The organism is Fervidicella metallireducens AeB (genome assembly GCF_000601455.1).
GTDB classification, from domain to species: Bacteria; Bacillota; Clostridia; order Clostridiales; family Caloramatoraceae; genus Fervidicella; species Fervidicella metallireducens.
This window is the reverse complement of sequence record NZ_AZQP01000038.1, coordinates 1-21,640: the sequence shown is the minus strand read 5'-3', so window position 1 is coordinate 21,640 and position 21,640 is coordinate 1. Positions and strand designations below refer to the sequence as shown.

Annotated in this window: 27 protein-coding genes and 1 other annotated feature; of the genes, 19 read left to right on the top strand and 8 right to left on the bottom strand. The window is 31.9% G+C overall.

Annotated features, from left to right (window positions below):
• The first annotated feature begins 174 nt into the window (after positions 1-174).
• Positions 175-1,338, top strand: coding sequence for an MFS transporter (locus Q428_RS10870; protein WP_051515124.1), 1,164 nt, complete (start codon positions 175-177; stop codon positions 1,336-1,338).
• Between the two features lie 26 nt (positions 1,339-1,364).
• On the opposite strand, the gene gltS is transcribed toward Q428_RS10870, so the two are convergent.
• Complete coding sequence (gene gltS, locus Q428_RS10865) at positions 1,365-2,561, bottom strand: sodium/glutamate symporter (protein ID WP_035380858.1); 1,197 nt, start codon at positions 2,559-2,561, stop codon at positions 1,365-1,367.
• A gap of 369 nt (positions 2,562-2,930) precedes the next feature.
• Here gltS and Q428_RS10860 point away from each other — a divergent pair, with 369 nt between their 5' ends.
• The 9 genes from Q428_RS10860 (at position 2,931) to Q428_RS10820 (ending at position 9,570) form a co-directional block, all read left to right on the top strand.
• On the top strand, positions 2,931-4,013 hold the full coding sequence (locus tag Q428_RS10860; protein WP_035380856.1) for a DUF4097 family beta strand repeat-containing protein: 1,083 nt from the start codon (positions 2,931-2,933) through the stop codon (positions 4,011-4,013).
• Complete coding sequence (locus tag Q428_RS10855) at positions 4,007-4,561, top strand: RNA polymerase sigma factor (RefSeq protein WP_242847829.1); 555 nt, start codon at positions 4,007-4,009, stop codon at positions 4,559-4,561. Before Q428_RS10860 ends, Q428_RS10855 begins: the two co-directional genes overlap by 7 nt.
• Positions 4,537-4,824, top strand: a complete 288-nt coding sequence (locus Q428_RS10850) for a hypothetical protein (protein ID WP_035380852.1) — start codon at positions 4,537-4,539, stop codon at positions 4,822-4,824. The genes Q428_RS10855 and Q428_RS10850 overlap by 25 nt, the downstream gene beginning before the upstream one ends.
• Positions 4,825-4,829: 5 nt before the next feature.
• On the top strand, positions 4,830-5,327 hold the full coding sequence (locus tag Q428_RS10845; RefSeq protein ID WP_035380850.1) for a hypothetical protein: 498 nt from the start codon (positions 4,830-4,832) through the stop codon (positions 5,325-5,327).
• Between the two features lie 48 nt (positions 5,328-5,375).
• Positions 5,376-5,583: a binding site (T-box leader), on the top strand.
• A gap of 46 nt (positions 5,584-5,629) precedes the next feature.
• Positions 5,630-5,815 carry a hypothetical protein gene (locus Q428_RS10840; RefSeq protein WP_035380848.1) on the top strand — a complete coding sequence of 62 codons (186 nt, stop codon included), beginning with the start codon at positions 5,630-5,632 and terminating at the stop codon, positions 5,813-5,815.
• An 11-nt stretch (positions 5,816-5,826) separates the two neighbouring features.
• Positions 5,827-8,478, top strand: a complete 2,652-nt coding sequence (locus tag Q428_RS10835) for a valine--tRNA ligase (RefSeq protein ID WP_035380846.1) — start codon at positions 5,827-5,829, stop codon at positions 8,476-8,478.
• Between the two features lie 133 nt (positions 8,479-8,611).
• Positions 8,612-8,842 carry a hypothetical protein gene (locus Q428_RS10830; protein ID WP_035380845.1) on the top strand — a complete coding sequence of 77 codons (231 nt, stop codon included), beginning with the start codon at positions 8,612-8,614 and terminating at the stop codon, positions 8,840-8,842.
• The gene (locus Q428_RS10825; RefSeq protein ID WP_035380842.1) at positions 8,823-9,134 is read left to right on the top strand and encodes a YbjQ family protein; all 312 of its coding nucleotides are present in this window, start codon (positions 8,823-8,825) and stop codon (positions 9,132-9,134) included. Before Q428_RS10830 ends, Q428_RS10825 begins: the two co-directional genes overlap by 20 nt.
• A 25-nt stretch (positions 9,135-9,159) precedes the next feature.
• A complete protein-coding gene (locus Q428_RS10820) occupies positions 9,160-9,570 on the top strand; it encodes a zinc ribbon domain-containing protein (RefSeq protein WP_035380840.1) in 411 nt (136 codons plus the stop codon).
• A 108-nt stretch (positions 9,571-9,678) separates the two neighbouring features.
• Here Q428_RS10820 and Q428_RS10815 read toward each other — a convergent pair whose 3' ends face one another.
• The gene (locus Q428_RS10815; RefSeq protein ID WP_152539117.1) at positions 9,679-11,532 is read right to left on the bottom strand and encodes a sensor histidine kinase; all 1,854 of its coding nucleotides are present in this window, start codon (positions 11,530-11,532) and stop codon (positions 9,679-9,681) included.
• 55 nt (positions 11,533-11,587) lie between these two features.
• Positions 11,588-12,274 carry a response regulator transcription factor gene (locus tag Q428_RS10810; protein ID WP_035380873.1) on the bottom strand — a complete coding sequence of 229 codons (687 nt, stop codon included), beginning with the start codon at positions 12,272-12,274 and terminating at the stop codon, positions 11,588-11,590.
• A 400-nt stretch (positions 12,275-12,674) separates the two neighbouring features.
• Here Q428_RS10810 and Q428_RS15480 point away from each other — a divergent pair, with 400 nt between their 5' ends.
• The 5 genes from Q428_RS15480 to Q428_RS10790 all read left to right on the top strand — a co-directional run bounded on the left by Q428_RS15480 (position 12,675) and on the right by Q428_RS10790 (position 16,018).
• Positions 12,675-12,842 (top strand): hypothetical protein, encoded by a 168-nt coding sequence (locus Q428_RS15480; RefSeq protein ID WP_161633623.1) that lies wholly within the window; start codon positions 12,675-12,677, stop codon positions 12,840-12,842.
• Between the two features lie 604 nt (positions 12,843-13,446).
• The gene (locus Q428_RS10805; protein ID WP_152539116.1) at positions 13,447-14,112 is read left to right on the top strand and encodes a hypothetical protein; all 666 of its coding nucleotides are present in this window, start codon (positions 13,447-13,449) and stop codon (positions 14,110-14,112) included.
• A 274-nt stretch (positions 14,113-14,386) separates the two neighbouring features.
• Positions 14,387-14,644, top strand: coding sequence for a type II toxin-antitoxin system prevent-host-death family antitoxin (locus Q428_RS10800; protein ID WP_035380835.1), 258 nt, complete (start codon positions 14,387-14,389; stop codon positions 14,642-14,644).
• Between the two features lies 1 nt (position 14,645).
• Positions 14,646-14,960, top strand: coding sequence for a type II toxin-antitoxin system RelE/ParE family toxin (locus Q428_RS10795; protein ID WP_035380833.1), 315 nt, complete (start codon positions 14,646-14,648; stop codon positions 14,958-14,960).
• Positions 14,961-15,106: 146 nt separating this feature from the next.
• Positions 15,107-16,018, top strand: a complete 912-nt coding sequence (locus tag Q428_RS10790) for a transposase (protein WP_035380830.1) — start codon at positions 15,107-15,109, stop codon at positions 16,016-16,018.
• A gap of 204 nt (positions 16,019-16,222) precedes the next feature.
• On the opposite strand, the gene Q428_RS10785 is transcribed toward Q428_RS10790, so the two are convergent.
• Positions 16,223-16,966, bottom strand: a complete 744-nt coding sequence (locus tag Q428_RS10785; protein WP_035380827.1) for a sulfite exporter TauE/SafE family protein — start codon at positions 16,964-16,966, stop codon at positions 16,223-16,225.
• A 175-nt stretch (positions 16,967-17,141) separates the two neighbouring features.
• On the opposite strand from Q428_RS10785, the gene Q428_RS10780 reads away from it, so the two are divergent.
• The 4 genes from Q428_RS10780 to Q428_RS10765 all read left to right on the top strand — a co-directional run bounded on the left by Q428_RS10780 (position 17,142) and on the right by Q428_RS10765 (position 20,017).
• On the top strand, positions 17,142-18,005 hold the full coding sequence (locus tag Q428_RS10780; protein ID WP_035380825.1) for a LysR family transcriptional regulator: 864 nt from the start codon (positions 17,142-17,144) through the stop codon (positions 18,003-18,005).
• Between the two features lie 63 nt (positions 18,006-18,068).
• Positions 18,069-18,278: a hypothetical protein gene (locus tag Q428_RS10775; protein ID WP_035380823.1), complete on the top strand. Its 210-nt coding sequence runs from the start codon at positions 18,069-18,071 to the stop codon at positions 18,276-18,278.
• An 85-nt stretch (positions 18,279-18,363) separates the two neighbouring features.
• Positions 18,364-19,656: a bifunctional folylpolyglutamate synthase/dihydrofolate synthase gene (locus Q428_RS10770; RefSeq protein WP_035380821.1), complete on the top strand. Its 1,293-nt coding sequence runs from the start codon at positions 18,364-18,366 to the stop codon at positions 19,654-19,656.
• A gap of 169 nt (positions 19,657-19,825) precedes the next feature.
• Complete coding sequence (locus Q428_RS10765; RefSeq protein ID WP_035380819.1) at positions 19,826-20,017, top strand: hypothetical protein; 192 nt, start codon at positions 19,826-19,828, stop codon at positions 20,015-20,017.
• 88 nt (positions 20,018-20,105) lie between these two features.
• On the opposite strand, the gene Q428_RS10760 is transcribed toward Q428_RS10765, so the two are convergent.
• The 4 genes from Q428_RS10760 to Q428_RS10745 form a co-directional block, all read right to left on the bottom strand.
• Positions 20,106-20,348, bottom strand: coding sequence for a TIGR03905 family TSCPD domain-containing protein (locus Q428_RS10760; protein WP_035380871.1), 243 nt, complete (start codon positions 20,346-20,348; stop codon positions 20,106-20,108).
• Positions 20,349-20,376: 28 nt separating this feature from the next.
• On the bottom strand, positions 20,377-20,901 hold the full coding sequence (locus Q428_RS10755) for a DUF4364 family protein (RefSeq protein WP_035380817.1): 525 nt from the start codon (positions 20,899-20,901) through the stop codon (positions 20,377-20,379).
• Between the two features lie 149 nt (positions 20,902-21,050).
• Positions 21,051-21,293 (bottom strand): alpha/beta-type small acid-soluble spore protein, encoded by a 243-nt coding sequence (locus Q428_RS10750; RefSeq protein ID WP_035380815.1) that lies wholly within the window; start codon positions 21,291-21,293, stop codon positions 21,051-21,053.
• 133 nt (positions 21,294-21,426) lie between these two features.
• A complete protein-coding gene (locus Q428_RS10745; protein ID WP_035380869.1) occupies positions 21,427-21,615 on the bottom strand; it encodes a hypothetical protein in 189 nt (62 codons plus the stop codon).
• Between the last annotated feature and the right edge of the window lie 25 nt (positions 21,616-21,640).

Genomic DNA, 21,640 nt, shown 5'->3' with positions numbered 1-21,640 from the left:
AATGCATAAAAATATCAGGCTTATTTTTATATGTTTATACCATGTCTGTTTACATTTATGGTATACTTTTTATGGGACTTTTTAAGATAAGGTTTCAGAAGAGTTTTTGTTAAACAATACAATTATTAAATAAATTTAATTAAAAGTATAAAATATATTGAAAGGATGGGGTAAATGAAAAGACATGTGGTGCCAACAATATATCTATTCATCTACATGATAGCTTTAGGTTTTTCAGAAAATATGAGAGGGCTTTTTATACCAATAATAAAAAATGAGTTTAACATCAACGACAGTTACATTGGTTATCTGCTTCTTATATCATCAATAGGGTACATTTTATTTCAATACATAGGCGGAGCTATCATACAAAAGCTTGATCATAAAAGAGTCTATTTAATTGCTTTAGTGACAACAATATCAGCCTTTGTAATGATATACTTCTCTAAAACCTTTGGTATGCTGCTTGGTGCAATGTTTGTTTTAAACGCAGGATTTTCTCTGTATTCCATAGCTACGAATTCTCTAATTCCAGTAATGTTTATTGGTTTTCAAGCGGTTCTTATGAACCTTACACACTGTTGTTATGGATTTGGAACTTCCCTAGGGCAAAGGTTGACAGGACTTATGCTTGATAAGGGGATTATGTGGAGGGAGCTGTATCTTTTAGATGGTATAATATTTACAATACTCTTGTTAGTTTTTTTCTTCATTAAATTTCCAAGTGTTCACGTTGAGAGTAGAAAGGAAAGAACTTCATTAAAAAGTGTATTAAATAATAAACTGGCTGTTTTATTTATGTTTGCACTAGGTTTTTACGTATTTTCAGAACTTGGAGTTGCCAATTGGTTTGCTAATCTGTTAAAGACAGGATACGGTTTCAGTCAGGATAAAACATCTATATATCTGGCAATCTTTTATTTTGTATTTACCATTGGAAGGCTTGTAGGAGGATTTATAGTTGAGAAAGTTGGACATATTAAGGCACTAATAGTTTCTCTGATGTGTGCTATGATAATATTTTTAGCAGGTCTTATTGGAGGAAAGGGAACAGTTATATTGATTTCTATATCAGGATTTTTCTTTTCAATCGGCTTTCCAACAATTGTTCTTATTGTTAACAATACCTTTAAAGAAAATACCTCATATATTCTAGGAATAGTGATTTCTGCAGCATCAACGATAAATATGATTATTAATCTAATAGTAGGTTATTTAAATGATATATTTGGTGTGTATAAGACATTTTACTTAATTCCCATCAGTTTATTCATGACAATCCTATTGCTGTCCATTATAAAATTAAAGATTTCAGGCAAAAATCAAGGGAGCATCTAAAGATGCTCCCTTGATTATCATATATATTACTTGAAGAAGTTCATGAATGTTGTTATTATACCTGCATTAAAGAAGTCTATAAATAAGCTTCCTACAAGAGGTAAAATAAAGAATGCCTTTGGTGCTGGACCGTATTTAGAAGCTATTGCTCCCATGTTAGCCATAGCGTTTGGAGTAGCCCCCATACCGAATCCACAGTGTCCTGAAGCCATAACAGCCGCTTCATAATCTCTACCCATAACGTTAAATACAACGAAGTAAGCAAATACTGCCATTAATACTGTTTGAGCGATTAACATTATTACTAGTGGAACAGCAAGGTCTGCTAATTGCCATAACTTTAATCCAATAAGAGCTATAGAAAGGAATATTGATAATGAAACATTACCCATAGCATCTATTTCTTCTAAACGAACTTTGAACATATTTGTTGAATCTGCAAAGTTTCTTATTATAGCAGCTGCGAACATCGCTCCAATGTATGGAGGGAATGTCATACCTGTCTTTTCAAGAAGCATTGATATAATTGTTCCAAGACCCATTGCTATAAATATTTGAGCAGTTCCTGTTAATAATTCGTTTCCATCTAACTTCTTAGCTTCAGCTGTAGCTGCAACTTCAGCATTTGAGTATGCACTTGATGAAGCCTTTGTATCAAGCTTGTTCTTTTCAATAAGTCTCTTAGCTAGTGGTCCACCTATCATACTACCCATAACTAAACCAAATGTTGCAGATGCCATTGCAACTGTTGTAGCTCCAACAACACCAGCTTCTTCGAACTTAGGACCGAATGCTCCTGAAGTTCCATGTCCACCAGTCATTGGTACTGAAGCAGTTGAAAGACCTATATATGGATGTAATCCAAATACCTTAGCTAAAGCAACACCTACAACGTCCTGTAGAATAACAAGTATTACTGCAAGTGCAAGGAATATAAAAACTTGTAAACCACCTTTTTTAAGAAGTTTAAAGCTTGCTGTATAACCAACAGTTGTAAAGAACATTGTCATAAATAATTTTTGTAGTGTAACGTCCATTTCAAATGTTAAAACGTTACTTGATTTTAATATAAGTGCTAATATTGCGAAAAGTAGACCTCCAACAACTGGAGCTGGAATACAATATTTATCGAGGAATTTTGCTTTGTTCTTGATAGCTTGTCCAATAAACAAAACTACCACAGCTAGTGCTGCCGTTTGTACCATATCTAATTTAAGTGTCATGGTAATACCTCCATTATCGTTTTTTTCACAATTACTGTACAATGGCCATTGCGTTATCACAATATTATAATAATTTAAAAATTACATAAAAGCAAGAAAAATGTTGAAAAATTAAGAAAATCATTGAATATACATAAATAATCACGTTAAATCGTTAAATATGTAGTATAATATATATTGACATAGTTTTTTGTAGTTTTTTGTAGTTTTTTGAGGTAAATGCGAATAATATATTTGTCAATAGAATAAAAATACGTAATAAATGTTTGAAAATTAAGAATCAATACAAAAAATTAACAAGTTAATATGGGGGATCTTCAGTATTGTTTACGTCTAAATAAGTGAATACAAAACAGGGAGGTTATTAAATTGAAGAAAATAGGAACTTTTACTTCTGCTATAGGTTTTATTTATCTTGGGGTGTGGATGATAATAAATAAATCTGATCCACAGCTTGGAGAGCTTATTTTTAAATTCTGGCCAGTATTAATTGTTGGAGTTGGTCTTGAAATACTTTTTCAATTAGCAGTAAAAAATCATGAAAAAATAGGTTTTAATCCATTAATAATACTTGTTTTAATTGCATTTGTTACTGTAAATGCATTTCAAGGTATATCCAAGACGGTAAAGTATAATTTAAAAAATATAGAAGGAAATTTTTCGTTAAATGATTTTGTTGATTGGGTAAATGATGTGGATATAAAAAATTATGCTGTTATAAATGCTTCTAGTACTTTTCAAAGAACAAAGGATGTATTAAATTTAAATGCAGACAATGGAAAGGTTATTTTAGAAGAGTCACAGGATAATAACATCAGGGTAGAGGCAAAAATATACGCTGATAAAAAGAAAGAAGGAATTAATTATCGAATCAACAAAATGGACATTGAAGGAGAAACTAAACTTAATTTTAAAGAAAGTTATATAAAGAAGGTTGAAATTACACTATATCTTCCAAAAGATATAAAAATAAAGCTCAATGTAAACAATTTAAATCTCATTCAGGGAGAAAATTCCTTGGATACACAAATATTTATAGATAGTAACAATTGTAATGTTGATATAAAAGACAAGTCAAAGGTTTCAATAGATTGTAACAACGGAAGGATTTTGGCTGAGAATGTAAATGATATCAAAATAAATGGCAACAATGCAACTGTAACAGTTAAAGGAAAGGCAGAAAATATAAATATAGATGTGGACAATGGTAAAATAGATATAGATAATAAGAAATGTAAAAACATTAAAATAGATATGGATAATGGTGTAGTAAACTTGAAAACAGAGGACAAGGATGTAAATGTAAATATTGATTTAGAGCAGGGTGTTACCAAAATAAATGAAGAGAGAAGGGTTAATTCTGGCATCAGAAAGGTTTTAGGCAATGGAAATGGTATAGTTAATATAAATGTTGATAGGGGAACTGTTGAGTTTAAAAGTCAGGAGTGGTAAGTTTGGGGGACAATGAAATAATAGAGGGCCTCAAAAGAGGAGATGATGAATGTTTTTATAGTCTTGTAGATTTATATAAAAAAAGAGTTGTATCACTATGTTATTCCTACACCCATGATTATCATGAGGCTGAGGATCTATCCCAGGAGGTTTTTCTAAAATTATATAAAACTATAAATAAATTCAGGGGAGAATCCTCTTTATCCACATATATATATAGAATTACAATATCAAGCTGTATAGATTACAAAAGAAAAAAAAGTTTAAAAAATTTCTTAACAGGTTTGAAACTAGAAAATAAAAGTCAGGAGATAGAGGATTTAGATGAAAAAAGATATATAAGGCAGTGTATTTTAAATCTTCCAGAGGAGCTTAAAACGCCAGTTGTTCTATATTATTATATAGGTCTTACCCATAAGGAGATAGGAGAAGTTCTAAATATATCTTCCAAAACTGTAGAAGGAAGAATATATAGAGCAAAAATTAAACTAAAATCAGAGCTTGATAGGGAGGGATATTCACTGTGCAGCAAGAGTGGGATGATATAGATGAATTAATTAAAAATTCCTTTGAAGATTTTAAAATCACATCTGATTATAATGAAAGATTGAGGGATAAGGCTAAGATTAAAGTAAACAAGGTTGGAAAACCTATAATAGGATATAGTCTGATTACAGCAGGGATTTTATTGATGTTTTTATACACATCAGATATTCAGCTAAAGATAATAGATGCTCAGATAAAATTTCGCTCTGAATTTGCAACAGTTGAAAACATACTTAAGATAGACAAAATCTTTTTAGGAGAGTGATAAATATGGAAAGAAGAAATGGATTTTTGACGTTTTTAGCTGCCTTGATACCTGGAGTTGGATATATGTATCTAGGTCTTTTAAGAAAGGGTGTTCAGGCATTAATATTGTTTTTGATGATAAGTCCAATACTTAATTTAATAGGACTTGGGTTTTTAGTTGGCCCAGTTAAATTTACTTTTATTGTATACACATTTTTTGATACCTTGAGCCTGGCTAAGAGAATGGATATGGGTGAACCTATATATGACTCAGATTTTATAACAAATAGTTATAATTCCCAAAACATCCATAATTCCCTGAATAATTTAAAGTCAAACAGAAGGACTTTATTGGTTATAGCATGGGGTTTAATAATTATTGGGATATTAGGAATCTTAAATAAGCTCTTTGCAGGAAACGATATATACAAGCTTATAAAATCATATATCAGCTCAATATTTGTACCAGCCCTATTAGTTTTAACAGGTATTTACCTGTTATTTAAAGGTAACAGTAAATAAATATTGACAAAGAATAACATAATATTATAATAGAATATAAATTAATATTTAAAAGCCATGACGAAGAGGAGTAAATAACTAAGTCTTTAAGAGAGGAAAGTTCACCGGCTGAAAGACTTTCTAAGAAACTGGTTGTTGAAGGTAGCTTCCGAGCTTTTCACTTGAAATTAAGTAGAGTGAAACGGTTTTCCGTTAAAAAATTAAGTGCCGATAACATGTCGGAATAAAGGTGGTACCGCGGTCCTTCGCCCTTTGCTGGGTGAAGGACTTTTTCACGTTAAGGAATACTGGAGGTGATAAATATGCTCCAAAAAATTGATTTGTTGAGTTTTTTATTAATTCTGATTGGAAGCATAATGGTATATGGATCAAAATATATCTTTAAGCTTCTAAAGGTAGATTTTGAAGACAAGAGAAATATAATATTTAAGTTGATTGGACTTGTTATTGCAGGTATAGGATTCCTTAGAATATTAGAAGTAATTTAGGAGGAGATTTTATGGAAGACAATAAAAACATCGCTAAAAACTATAATCCAAAAGAGTTTGAAGAAAGATTGTATAGTGAATGGGTTGAAAATGGGTATTTTACACCAGAAGTAGACAGCACGAAAAAGCCATTTACAATTATGATGCCGCCTCCAAACATCACAGGACAGCTTCATTTAGGTCATGCCCTTGATAATACACTTCAGGATGTGCTGATGAGATTTAAAAGAATGCAGGGCTATTCAGCTTTATGGCTTCCAGGGGAGGACCATGCAAGTATAGCAACTGAAGTCAGGGTAGAAAAGGATTTAGAGAGCAGAGGAATATATAAAAAGGAAATAGGCAGGGAAAAATTTCTTGAGCATGTTTGGGAATGGTCTGACACATACAGAAAGCGAATAGCAGATCAGCTGAAAAAATTAGGTACTTCATGTGATTGGACAAGAGAACGTTTTACAATGGATGAAGGTTTAAACAAGGCAGTTAGAGAAGTTTTTGTAAGATTATATAATAAAGGCCTTATATATCAAGGAAATAGAATAATTAACTGGTGCCCAAAATGTATGACTGCAATATCAGATGCTGAAATTGAATACAGTGAAAAGTCAGGTAACTTCTGGCATATTAAATATCAGGTTAAGGGAAGTGATGAATACCTGATAATTGCTACAACAAGACCAGAGACAATGCTTGGAGACGTTGCAGTTGCTGTTAACCCAGAGGATGATAGATACAAACATTTAGTGGGAAAGACATTGATACTTCCTCTTGTAAATAGAGAAATACCAGTAATAGCTGATTCATATGTTGATTTAGAGTTTGGAACCGGTTGTGTAAAAATAACTCCAGCCCATGACCCAAATGACTATGAAGTTGGAAAAAGACATAATCTTGAGCAGATAGTTGTTATGAATGAAGATGGAACCATGAACCATTTAGCTGGGAAGTATCAGGGTATGGACAGATATGCAGCAAGAAAAGAGATAGTAAAAGACCTTGAAGAAATGGGACTTTTATATAAAATAGAAGAACATAATCATAATGTAGGCTGCCATGACAGATGTAACACAGTAGTTGAACCATTACTTTCAAAGCAATGGTTTGTAAAAATGAAGCCATTGGCAGAGCCTGCTATAAAGGCAGTTAAGGAAGGTAAGGTTAAATTTGTTCCAGAAAGATTCTCAAAGGTTTATTTCAATTGGATGGAAAATATACAGGATTGGTGTATCTCAAGGCAATTATGGTGGGGACATAGGATACCAGTATGGTATTGTCAGGATTGTGGAGAAGTAATCGTAATGTCTGAGGAACCATCAGAGTGCGGTAAGTGTAATTCTAAAAACTTAATTCAGGATGAGGATGTTCTTGATACATGGTTTTCATCAGCACTTTGGCCATTTTCAACACTTGGCTGGCCTGAGAATACAGAGGATTTAAGATATTTCTATCCTACAAGTGTTCTTGTAACCGGTTATGACATTATCTTCTTCTGGGTAGCAAGAATGATATTCTCAGGAATTGAACAAATGGGAGATGTGCCATTTGAACATGTGTTAATCCATGGTATTGTTAGAGATTCACAGGGAAGAAAAATGTCAAAGTCCCTTGGAAATGGAATTGATCCACTAGAAGTCATTGAGGAATATGGTGCAGATGCTTTAAGATTCTCATTGATGACTGGAAACACTCCAGGAAACGATATGAGATTCTATATGGAAAGAGTTGAATCATCAAGAAATTTTGCAAATAAGATATGGAATGCATCAAGATTTGTTCTTATGAATCTTGATGAAGAATTAATTAACAAATATAAAGATGAAGTTAATAATTATAGAAATGCTGCTGATAGATGGATTTTATCAAAGCTAAACACAGCAATCGCTGAAATAACTGAAAACCTTAATAAGTTTGAACTTGGAATTGCTGCACAGAAAATTTATGACTTTGCATGGTCAGAGCTTTGTGACTGGTATATAGAATTAGTTAAGCCAAGATTATATGGAGATGTAGAAGCTGATAAGGCAGCAGCACAAATAACATTGATAGAAGTTTTAGTAGATACCTTAAAACTCCTTCATCCATTTATGCCATTTATTACTGATGAGATTTACAAGCATATTAGTAAAGAAACACCATCAATAACAACAGCTTGTTGGCCGGAATATAAGGCAGAAAGGGAATTTGAAGTTGAAGTTAGGAAGATGGAACATGTAATCGATGCAATAAGGGCAATAAGAAACGTAAGGGCAGAAATGAATGTTCCAAACTCAAGAAAGGCTAAGTTAATGATTCTTCCATCAACAGATGAAGCAAAAGAAGCTTTTGAAGAGGGTGTAATGTATTTTGAAAAGCTTGCTTCAGCATCAGAAATTGTTTTCCCATCAAGGGAGGAAGTACCTCAGGATGCTGTATCAGTAGTTATTGCAGGAGGAGAAATCTTTATGCCCCTTGATGACTTAATAGATAAGGCTAAGGAGATAGAAAGACTTTCAAAGGAAAAGGAAAAACTTGAAAAGGAAGTAGAAAGAGTAGTTAAAAAGCTTTCAAACCCTGGATTTATAAGTAAAGCTCCAGAAAGCGTAATAGCTGAAGAAAAGGAAAAACAGGCAAAATACCAGGAAATGCTGGATAAAGTAATTGAAAGAATAAACAGTATGAAATAAAAAAGCTGCCATTGGGCAGCTTTTCATGTAATAAGATAGAAGGCATAGATTTTAATAAAATTTATTATGGATAGTTTATGGAAAAAAATGTTATAATAAATTAATACTTAAAAAGAAAAAAGGAGAAGGGAGAATGAAAAGTGGAATAATAACAGTAATTTTTATTACTTTAATTATGGGGCTTATTATTTGTTTATATGCCTTTGGAATTATGACAGGCCTACAGGCAACTAAAATTCCAATAATATTTATATTTTTAGCTGTATGTATTTTTCTAGTTTTACTTGGAACACTTATATTCGCAGCATATGAAAGAATAAAAGAAATTAAGGAGGAGGACAAAGATGATATTAGTAAATACTGATTTTATAACAGGAAAAGAATTGGAAACTATTTCAATTGTTAAGGGGTCAACAATTCATTCAAAACACATTGGTAAGGATATATTAAGCGGGTTTAAGACGATTGTTGGGGGTGAGCTTAAAGCTTACACCGAGATGATGGAAGAGGCTCGAGCAATTGCTACAAAGCGTATGGTTCAGGAAGCTGAAAAGCTTGGAGCAGATGCAGTCATTAATGTAAGATATGCAACAAGTGCAGTAATGCAGGGGGCTGCAGAAGTTATCGTATACGGAACAGCAGTTAAGTTTAAATAAAGAATAAAAAAATGGGGTGGGTATTTTGAAAAGTATAAAGCCAGGAAGAGGGCCATCTGCTTTAGGTTTATTTGGGAGTATTGCAGCAGTAATTTTGGGGTTATTTTGGATAATATCAGCTATCAGGATGGGGGCACCTGTGACCTTATGGATGTTTGGTGTGGTTTTTATAATCATAGCAATTGCTCAAGGAGTGTTTCATTATACAAATGCTGTAGGGAAAAATAGAATGTCTCTGTATGATATAACAAATTCATATGAAGAAGAAGATCCCATTGAGCGATATATAAAACACGATAAGCCATATCAAGACTTTGAAAAAACAAAATCTTACTCAACGGATGAGATGAAGTTTTGTCCTTACTGTGGGGCAAGTGTAAAAAGGGATTTTACCTTCTGCCCAAACTGCGGCAGAGACATCTCAGGGGACATATAAGTGTTGTTTTAAGACAATGAATAACATCCCCCTTCAAAGAAAATACTAACTTGAAAGTAAACTTTGAAGGGAGATGTTTTTTATGCCTATTTGTGTTGATTCTTGTGCTTAAAGAATAAGCGGTATTTTTACAGTTACTTTAAACAAATCTCCATCTATTTCAACATTAAAAACCCCTCTTAAAGATTCTGTCAGGCTGTTTGCAATTGAAAGTCCAAGCCCACTTCCATCGCTGCTTCTTGATACATCTCCCCTTACAAATCTTTCAATGAGCTTTTCTGCTGGAATGTTTAATGGTGATGCAGATATATTCTTAATAGAAAAAATACCGTAAGCATCATCTTTTAAAATATCTATATATATCCTCGTATTTTTCATTGAATATTTAACTGCGTTTGAAAGAAGGTTTTCAATTATCCTCCAAAGATACTTTCCATCTGAGCTTACTAAAATATTTTTATCTGTGCAGTTTACTACTACTTCAAGATCAGCCTTTTTTATTTTTGCTTCAAACTCTCCTAAGGACTGCACTACTAAATCATGAAGATTGATATTTGAAAAATCAACTTTTAAATTTCCACTTGAAGCCTTGCTAAACTCAATTAAATCTTCAATAAGTTGCTTTAACCTTTGGGATTTCTCATTAAGTATATTAATATATTCCCTTTTAGTTTTTTCATCTAACTCTTCTTTTTTGAGCAAGTCAACGTAATTAATTATTGAAGTTAATGGAGTTTTTAAATCATGGGATACATTAGTAATAAGCTCAGCCTTCATTCTCTCTCCTTTAACTGCCTCATTTAGTGCGTTTTTTAATCCCCTTTGTATATTTAAAATATCATCCATTACATATTTAAGTTCCGGCAACATTTCCCCCTTTTTTTCATAATCTATATTCCCAGTGGAAATTTCCTCAATTGCATCTATAATATTTTGAAGGGAAACTACAACCTTAGAGAAATAATGAAGGCATGCAAAATTAAAAGCAATTACTAGAAAAATAAAGAACGTTAATAATACAAATACATCTTTAAAATAACAAAGGCTGTAAAACAAAATTCCATTTATTATTCCATAGAATGCAAATAGGGCTATGTTTGTTTTCCTAAATCCATTATTGAAAAATAAATTATTTAATGTTTTTATGCTTTTGTATATAAAAGAGTACTGCCACATCTTTTTAGCTTTTAAAAGCCTTATTATAGATAACACATAGGTCATGCCTATTATAGCATCAATAAAGGAAATAAAAGTTATAGAATATACATTGTTAAAACTGCTAAAAATCAAAACTGAAAGAAAAGCTGAAGCAAAGACTGATATAGTACTTATTTCTATTGGAATGTTATCTATGCCTAAAAGCTTAATATTATCATCTTTAGCTTCTTTCCCTGCTGTTATTAAAAAGTAAATAAAAGCTGAGAAAAAAACTGCAAGGCATATACATATGGCAATTATATAATTTAAAACTACCTTCCTGTCATTTATAAATTTAGTATAATCATCATAAAATTCATCACCGCTTTTTAAAGGGAATCTAACCGCTGTATAAACTTTAATCTCGGTATTATTAATCATGTCTGAAATATTGGTATAATAATTAGTATTCCACTGATTTTCATACATATAAACAGGCTGGTTCTTAATTATTTCTAAGGGTTTATTTTCTACTATATTTGTAACTATTTTTCCTGTTTTATTGTCCTTTATATAGTAAATAAAATTTTTATTCTTTGATAGTCTATCAATTATAATTTTGTACCTTCTTACATTCTCTGCATCTACATTTTTTCCAGATAAATATTCTTTAACCTTTTCATCATTTATTAGTTTAGTATTAAGCTCAACAACATTATGGGTATATCTTCCTATTGTTGATTGAAAATCTATAGTTTCATAGTAATTTTGAGAGTATAAAGCATCGTGAAATTCAAATAATTTGTAGCTTAAACCCCAAAACATTGAAAAGGAAACACAGGCTAATATAAAAATTACTGTTTTTGTATAAATGATATATTTATATTTTTTCCATTTTGTATCCAATTCCCCACACCACCTTTAAATATTTAGGTTCTTTCGGATTTATCTCTATTTTCTCCCTAATCCTTCTTATATGAACTGCCACAGTGTTTTCTGGAGAATAGGATGGCTCATTCCATACCCTTTCATATATTTCGTCTATTGAGAAAATCCTCCCCCTATTTTCCATAAGAAGCAACAATATTTTATATTCGGTTAAAGTAAGCCTCACTGCCTCTCCGTCAACCCTGACCTCTTTCTTCTCTTTATCAAGTTCAATGCCGCCATTTTTAATAACTTCGCTTTTATTCTCCATACTTCCAAGAACAGTATATCTTCTTAGCTGTGACTTTACCCTTGCAATAAGTTCAAGAGGATTAAAGGGCTTTGTAACGTAATCGTCCGCTCCAAAGTTAAGCCCAGTTATTTTGTCCGTATCCTCTGATTTTGCAGATAATATTATAACGGGAATATTTTTCTCCTGCCTTATTTTTATAAGTGCCGATAAACCATCAAGCTGAGGCATCATAATATCAATAATAGCAAGATTTATTATTTCATCTTCAATAATCTTTAAACATTCAAGCCCATTATACGCCTTAAAAACATTATATCCTTCCATTTTTAAATAAATTTCCAAGGCACTTACTATATCTTTATCATCATCACAAACCAAAACATTAATCCTATCCATATGAGCCCCTCCCGAGTATCATTTTAAAATTGAACAATAAAAATCACCTACCTCAGTTAAAATATTAGCAGGCAATATTTAAAAAGATACTGATAAAAATCTTAAGAATTTCTTAAGATAAAAACTTTTACTTTTGGCTTATTTTTCATTCTATTTCTCTAAGGTGCAACTGCAAATTATCAACCTTGCTCTCAAGTCTTTATATGTCTTTAGGAATATTAAAAGCAATTTTATAAATTAGATATATTATTCCTAATATTAGAAGTATTATTTCTACCAATTGAAATTCCTCTTACCAGTATATATTGATTTATTTTCTTATTATAACATTAACTTCCTATATCTAAAACTTGTAATATGTAATATGGGACATGTAATATGGGACATATAAGTGGTGTTAGGAACAAATGAATATGAAAAATGTCTGGAGAAATACGAATTATCAAGCCTTTCAATATATCTAGGCTTAAGACACGCCCACTATGAACTTGTTGATGATGGTTTTATAATGGGAATGTTCAGCAAAAAAAAAAGAAAAATTAACTGTTTACGCTATTAGTCAAATTAAAAATCTAGTATATGTGCCTTTTGTGCACATTGAAAAAACTTGATGATACATTGCTTAATTTGAAGGTTAACAAAGATGATTTCTACTATATTGCTGATAGTGCATATTTTTCTGAAACTAATCTTAGTTTAGCAGCAGAAAAGATATTAAACTATTAACTCGTATCCCTGATAATGTATTGCTTAGCAAAAAGGAATACATGAAATTATCGGTAAACTTTCCAATTTAGAGAACATTATAAGAACTGTAGACCATAAGTTAAATAAACTTTATCGACAATATTCTGATTTAACATAATGTTTATAACACCTTTAAAGGATTCAACAAATGATTTTTATCAAATTCTGGCTTTATTTCAACAACAGCTTTTGCCATTCTTACATTGATAACATCCTTCTCAGTTTTACCAAAATTGTTTTTTATATCAAATACCAGCCAGTTTTGATTTTCATCAGAATTATATTCTTTACAAAAGGCAGTTTATATGCCTTAATTCTTTATGCCACAAGCAATTATGAAATTGGTAATGTTTGTGGTATAATTTTGTTTGTAGAATGTTTTAATTATAGAATAAATCTATAAATCACAATTTATAGTGGAGGTACCAAAGGCAATGGATATTAAGATATTTAAAGGATTTGAAGACATATATCCAGAAAAAGTAGATGAATCAGATTCTTGGTATTATGGACAATGGACGCCATGTTCAGAAGCCTATGAAGTACCAGATTTTGAAAATAAGTATCCAGGTACAAGACTATATTTTATTGAGTATCCATCCGGAAAAGTTTTAGAACCAATCAAGCAGGAAAAAAATGTGTTTCTGGAAAGACCTGTTTATGAGAGCAAAGATAATTCTTTTGGAATCATCCGCTACGACTTTAATAAAGAAGTTATACAGGTACTTATCTTTAAACCAGAGTGTTCTAGTGTGGAAGTTCTTACAGAAATGCCTTTTTCAAAAGTTGGAGATATGATAAATGTTCGATTAATAACTTCTCCATTTACATTAGTTAAGCATGATGTTCAAGGTGATGCAGTGGATTTTCTGTGGCCAAAAGAAATACACATTCAACTTGAAGAAAATGAGGGATTACATTTCCAGAATGACGGAAAATTGTATACGTCAAAATGGATTGAAGATCCCTATTACCGTGAAGAAATCATCATTAGAGCTGTAGAAACAGGAGAAATTCTTGAGAGGAGTCCCGGATATTTACGAAGAATGGCAGATGGTTCTGTCTGGAAGATGACTCGGTAAAAATTCCAATTTATAGTTTTAATTATTATTGAATATAGCGGTGATGACTAAATTCTGTTCTTGAGAATAAAAGAGAAATTGATGGGAATTATAGATTTATTTGTGATGAGGATGCTCAAGGAGTAGATGCAGGTATAATCAGTTCATGGTTTACTGCTGTACCAGAAGAGCCAGTTGTGACACCATAAATAAAAAAGTTGATTTACGACAAAAAATTGATTAATATATCAATAAAGTGATATAATATTGATATATTAATCAGGAGGTGTTTTTCATGCCAGTAATAAGACCAAGTTCAGATTTAAGAAATAAATATATTGAGATATCAGATTTCTGCCATAAATATAATGAGCCAGTTTATATAACAAAGAACGGGCAGGGAGATTTAGCAGTTATGAGTATTGAAACTTATGAAAAACTTGTAGGTAAATTTGAATTGTATAAATTGCTTGACGAAGGTGTTGATGCAATGCAAAAGAAAAAAGTTAGACCTTTTAAAGAAGCGTTGGCTGATATTGAGAAGGATTTATAAAATGAGTGCCTATGATATTCAAATTACTGAACCAGCTGAAAGGGATTTATATGAAATTGGAGTGTATATATCTAAAGAATTTTTAGAACCTGAAACAGCAAAGAAAGTGATTTCAAAAATAGCTAAAGGGATTAATTCTTTAGAAAATATGCCATTAAGAAATTCATTAGTAGCTGATGATAGACTGGCTAATAAAGGTGTACGAAAAATTATGGTGGATAACTATATTGTATTTTATATTGTGACTGAGGAGAGTAAAACAGTTACTATTATTAGAATATTATATAATAGAAGAGATTGGATAAATTTATTATAGATTAAGTCATTAACAGGGCAATTAAACCCTGTTTTTAAATGGGGACATAAATGGGGACATATAAGTAGTGTCATAAATCAATGAATAACATCCCCCTTCAAAGGAAATACTAATTTAAAGTAAAAACTTTGAAGGGAGATGTTTTTATGCCAAGAATGGCAAGGCAAAAGAAGGAAGACGCTATTTTTCACGTAATGGCAAGGAGTATTAGCGAAGTTGATTTATTTAAAGATGATAAAGATAAGCTTAATTATTTAGCTTTAGTCAAAAAATATCAAAAAACCTATGAATTCAGAGTATATGGCTACTGCCTTATGGATAACCATCTGCATCTGATAATAGACGCCAACGGAGCAGACATTTCAAGGATAATGCACAGCATAAATTTCTCCTATGCCCAATATTTCAACCACAGACATAAAAGACATGGACATCTTTTTCAAGACAGATTTAAAAGCAAAATGGTAAAGAGTGAAATATATCTCTATGCCTTATCGGCATATGTTCACAACAACCCTTGTGATATAAAGGGTTATGAAAATTGCCCGGAGAAATATGAATTTTCAAGTCTTTCAATATATCTAGGACTTAGACATGACCCCTATGAACTTGTTGATGATGGCTTTATTATGGGCATGTTCAGCAAAAATTCTAAAAAAGCTAGGGAAAGCTATATGAAATTAGTATATAAATGCTCTGATAAGGTTTTTAAAGAGGAAGTGGAATTTCTAAACGAAGGTACAGAATATAGAAGCGAAAGAAAGATTTTAATAAGGAACATTAAAAGCAAAGAGATATTAGAATTTATCGCATCAAAACTTGGAATTAAAGAAATAAAACTCCATACAAAACACTGCAGAGAAATAGTTGAAGCAAAGGCACTGGCTGTACTTTTAATGAGAAGCCTTTGCAACTTAAAATGCAGTGAAATTTGTCACGTCCTTGGGAACATAACTCAAAGCAGGGTTTCAAAGCTCAGCAGTATTGGGGTAAAGCTTTTAGATGATGAGAAATATAAAAATATAACCCTTGAGTTTATGAACCAATATTCATATTAAAAAATAAAAAAACACATACTTAAAAAATTTCTAGAAATAAAAATGCTTATCCGTGTTATAAAATTGGACAAGCATAGTGAATAAAGATTTATAAAAGTGAAGTTTAAGCTAAAACGAGAGAAAACTTAAATCAAAATTTGGGTTTAAAACAAAAATGGGTGGATCTTAATTACTTACCAGATTAGGACAAATAGTATATGTCCCTTAGAGGAGGAGTTTGGTGGCTACGGCAAGGGCCATGGTTACGAAAATAGGTTTAATTAGTTTGGCACCTTTTATAAGGGCAGCCTTTGCACCAAGCCTTGCTCCTATCATCATAACCAAAGCCACAGGAATGCCTATTTTATAATCGATTTGACCTTTTACAGCAAAGATAAATATGGCACCGATATTTCCGGCGAAATTTAAAATCCTACAGTTTGCACCAGCTTTTACGAAATCAACTTTGAATATGCTAATGAGACCAAAGATATAAAATGCACCTACACCAGCTCCTAAAAATCCGTCATAAAATCCAAGTATTAAACCTAAAAGAGCACCTAATATTTTATTTTTTTTATTGATTCCTTGAAATCTATCTTCTTTTCCCATATCCTTAGAAAACAAACTGTAAATTCCAACAAACAATAACAATGTTAATACTATTGTATTCAGATATTTAGTGTTTATTTTAAGAACGGTTGTGACTCCCAGAATTGCACCAATAAAACTATAAGGGAGAACATGTTTTAAGATGCTTAAGTCAGCTTTTTTTGATTGTATATACTTAACAGAACTTGAAAAGGTGGAGAAACAGGATGTGAATTTGTTTGTACCTAATGCCATATGTGGCGGTATACCTGCTAGTAAAAAGGCTGGTATGCTAATAATTCCCCCTCCTCCAGCGATTGAATCAACGAAGGCAGAGAAGAAACAAGCAGTACATAGGAATAATAATTTGTAAGTCATAATATTTACTCCCTTCAACTAATTTTTTTACACTAGGCATTTCCTTTAAGTTTATTTATTGCTAAAAAATGTATCTTCATATATTATTGTAACAGAGGGTGATTCATATAAAAAATATTTATAAAATATTATATTTATATTAAAAAAATATAAATATAATTTGGAGGTTGGTTAAGTGGAAATTAGACAATTAAAATATTTTCTAGCTATTGCTGAAGAAGAAAATATAACAAAGGCAGCTGAAAAATTACATATATCTCAACCGCCATTAAGTCAACAGCTGAAGTTATTAGAAGAAGAGCTGGGTGTAAAGCTTATAGAGAGAAATACAAGAAATATTAAACTGACTGGTGCGGGGAAAAAATTACAATATAGGGCTGAACAGATATTGAATTTAGTAGAAACCACAGTAAAGGAATTAAAGGATATAGACGATGGTATAAAAGGAACTTTGTCAATTGGGACAGTTTCTTCATCTGGTGCGGCACTTTTACCTTGGAGAATACGTAGTTTCCACGAAAAATATCCTGAGATAAACTTTCAAATGTGGGATGGTGATTCCCATAGGATACTTGAATTATTAGAAAGTGGAATAGTTGAAATAGGAATAATAAGAACTCCCTTCAATACAGATGTATACGAATCAATATGCCTTCCAAGTGAGCCAATGATAGCTGTCAGTATTAATCCACCCTGGAAGGATGAAAAGGAGTATATTTTTCCTATAGAACTTAAGGAAGAACCACTGATAGTGGATAGAAGGTTTGAAAGTCTTATTGTTAAGGCCTTTAACAGGGCAGGTTTTGAACCTAAGATAGTTTGCAGAAGTGATGATGTTCGTTCAACCCTGTTATGGGCAAGTACAGGAATTGGAGTTGCAATCGTTCCCAAGGCCGGTATTGGATTAATTCAAAATGGAAATTTAAAGTACAAGGAGATTAAGGAGTCAAGTTTGGAAACACAGACGGCCATAATATGGATGAAAAACAGATATTTATCCTCAGTTGCACGGCGTTTTTTAGAAAATTTTAAAGAATAAAAAGTAGTTGTGTGTAATTTTTCAGGCTGGATACGTCTAAATATATAAGGGAGGTTGATAATAATGTTAACATTTTTAAGCATACTTTTTGCAGCAATTGTAATTCTGCTTGTTACCATAATTATAGGGGTAGTGGCAATTCCTATTTTTGGAGTACTTTTTGCCATAGGAATTGTTGTTTCAATTATAGTTGCTGTGTTTAAATTCGCATTTGGCTTGTCTTTTATTGTAATCCTCATCATTCTTGCAGCCTTATACTATGCCTTTAAATAGCTTAAAAAAATTATAAATAGTAATATTTGGCTTCTTAAGATATAATTAATATGAAAATCTTTGTTGATTTATATGGGGTGATAAGATGAACTATAAAGAAGCTTTGAGTTTTATTGAAAACACAGGTAAATTTGGAATTAACCTAGGTTTAAAAAGAATAGAAAGACTATGTGAGCTTATGGGTAATCCACAATCAGATTTAAAAATTATACATGTTGCCGGAACAAATGGAAAGGGTTCTACAACAACCTTTATCTCATCTATTTTAATGAGTCAGGGATATAGGGTTGGGATATATACCTCTCCTTATATTGAGAGATTTACAGAAAGAATAAAAATAAACGATACTGAAATAAGCCAGGAAGATGTAGCAAGGCTTGTTACGGAGATGAGGCCTTTAATAAACAAATTGATTGAAGAGGGGCTGGATCATCCTACAGAGTTTGAATTAATAACAGCATGTGCATTTAAATACTATAAGGAGAACAATGTTGATTTTGTTGTTCTTGAAGTTGGCCTGGGTGGGCGATTTGATGCCACAAATATTATTAAACCATTAACTTCTGTGATAACCACAATAAGTTATGATCATGTAAACATCTTAGGCGATACCCTTGGGAAAATAGCCTATGAGAAGGCTGGAATAATAAAGGAAAACACTCCAGTTGTAATATATCCACAGGAAGAGGAAGCTATGGAGGTGCTACTAAAGGTAGCAAAGGATAAAAATGCACCGGTTTTTATGGTTTCGGATTCAACTGTAGAGATAATTAATGACAGCATAGAAGGCATAAAGTTCAATGTTACAGGAAAATATTCTTATAGAGATATAGAAATTAATCTTTTAGGGGAACATCAGGTTTATAACGCTTTAACAGCATTAACAGCAATTGAAGTAACAAGGGGACTTGGATATAACATAGAGGAAAGTGCAATATATGATGGTTTTAAAAAGGCAAAGTGGCCTGCAAGGTTCGAAGTATTAAAAAAGCATCCATATGTAGTTCTAGATGGAGGCCACAATATTCAGGGAATTAAAGCTTTGGTTAAATCTGTAAAAAAATATTTTCCTGATAAAACTGTTAAAGTGGTATGTGGAATGCTTAAGGATAAAAATTATAATGAAATGCTGGAGGAACTTTTTAAGATATCAAGCAGTTTTATAACGGTTACACCAAATAGTCCACGTTCATTGACATCTGAGGAATTGAAAAAAGTTATTCAAGAATATTCCAAAGAAGCAATTGCAGCACAATCTGTAGATGAGGCTGTTAATCTGATACTAACCACGTTGAAGGATAATGAGGTAGCATTATTCTGCGGCTCACTTTATATGATAGGAGAGGCCCGTTCAATATTAATGAAAAGACTTTACTAAAGCTGTCATATTTATAATTTATGACATGCACTTTCTGAAGTTATCATAACCTTATTAAATTTTTGTCTGGCAGTAATGTGTAAACAACCTGAAACTTTTTTAAAGAAGTTGTACATTTTTTATGTAACCTGAATATAATGAACTAAAGAACTTAATTGGGGGAAGTAACTTGGATAATGAACTCCTTGATAAGGTTAAGATGGCGCAGAGACTTTATTATCTGGCAGTTAAAAATGAAAAGAAGATTCCGCAGAACTTCTTATTATTTGCAAAGGAAACTTACAATAATTATATTAAAGCTGCGAAGGAAAAGGACTTGAGGCTCAGTGAAGAGGAGTTAATAAGACTTATTTTAAAATAGCAATATCTATATTTTGTTAATTCAGCTGTTTATAAATTATAAAAAGGTGTTGTATCTAGTGAATTTAGATATAACACCTTTTTTATTTTTATTTATTTAATGCTTCTTCAAGGGCAATTGCTAATTGATCTGGACATGAAGTTGCATTTCTGCATTTAATTCCCTTAAGTCTTGAAATAGCTTCATTTACTTCCATACCATCAATTAGACTGGCAATACCCTGAAGATTACCAGTACATCCGTTTGAAAACTTAACATTTTTAACCTTACCATCGATAATATCAAAAACAATCTGGCTGGAACATACACCTTGTGGTATAAATTTAAACATTCTTTCCATGACATACCTCCCGAAATTTTTACTCCTTAAATAAATTAATAATATTTTCATATAACTTTTCAGAATCCTTCTTCCATCTTTCGCAAATCTCACGAGCCTTAACATTACTGTCAGAAGTCAGGCGAAGTTCAAATAAAACCTCATCTTTATCCTGAAGTTTTAATATTGATAAAAATTTGTTATTTGGACATTTAATGTACTCAGAAACAGCTTCTATTCCTTTTTCAGCTTGTGGGATATTCTTATCAAGATACTCATTTACAATCTTTATTCTTTTATCAGGAATTCTATTAACAAAGAGTTCAAGAGCATCCCTGCCGCGTTGTGAAAGTTTAAGTGTATGGCGGCTATTTTCCTTTATGCTGTTTACAAAACCACTTTCAATAAGCTCTGACAGATATTGCTGGAGAGAGAAATAATTAATAAGGTTATTCTCTAAAACTATCTGAGTCAGGTATGAATTTGTTATGGGGGAATCTATTTTCTTTAGTATATATAAAAGAAGAAGCTTGTTCTCAGCTAACTCTGTATAGTTATTGAACATTACTTTACCTCCTTGTTGAATGATTGGAGTCCATTAAATATTATAACAATAAAAAACTGAAAGTATCAAGAAAAAAGGATGAGAGAGTTAAAACAGTAAAAAAACTTCGGGTAGAACCCGAAGTTTAGAGGAGCAAACACAAATATATATTAAATCTTATTTGGCATATGACCTTGAGCAATCTGCTGCTCTGCCATGGCAATCATTCTCTTTACCATGGTTCCTCCGACTTTACCGCAATCTTTAGCAGGAATATCTCCCCAATAATCTTCAGAGCCTTGGTATACAGGAATTCCAAGTTCTGATGCTATTTCATACTTCATATTGTCCATGTATTTATGTGCCTCTGGAACTAACTGTGTTCTTCCAGATCCACTTTGACCTGCTGCCATAATATTTCCTCCTTAACTATGTAAATTTTATATCCATGGGGGGTTTTATCTTGTATTTATAATTTGCACTAAAAGAGAAAATATATGTTAGTAACTTAATGGAAAAAATATGACTGCCACTAAGGCAGCCATATCAGGTTAATCTGTGTTTAAGTGGGATTTTAAAATGTTTACTAGTGCCATGTTTATGGACACTTTCAAGTTGAGCCTTCTGGGATTTAGCTTCTCTATGGGTGTGTCTATCCTGAGGTATTAAAAAGTCCTGAGCGAATTCAACCTGATGTCCATTGATATTTGTATATCTATATTGGCGCACAGTCATTTTAAACCCCTCCTTCACAAAAAGG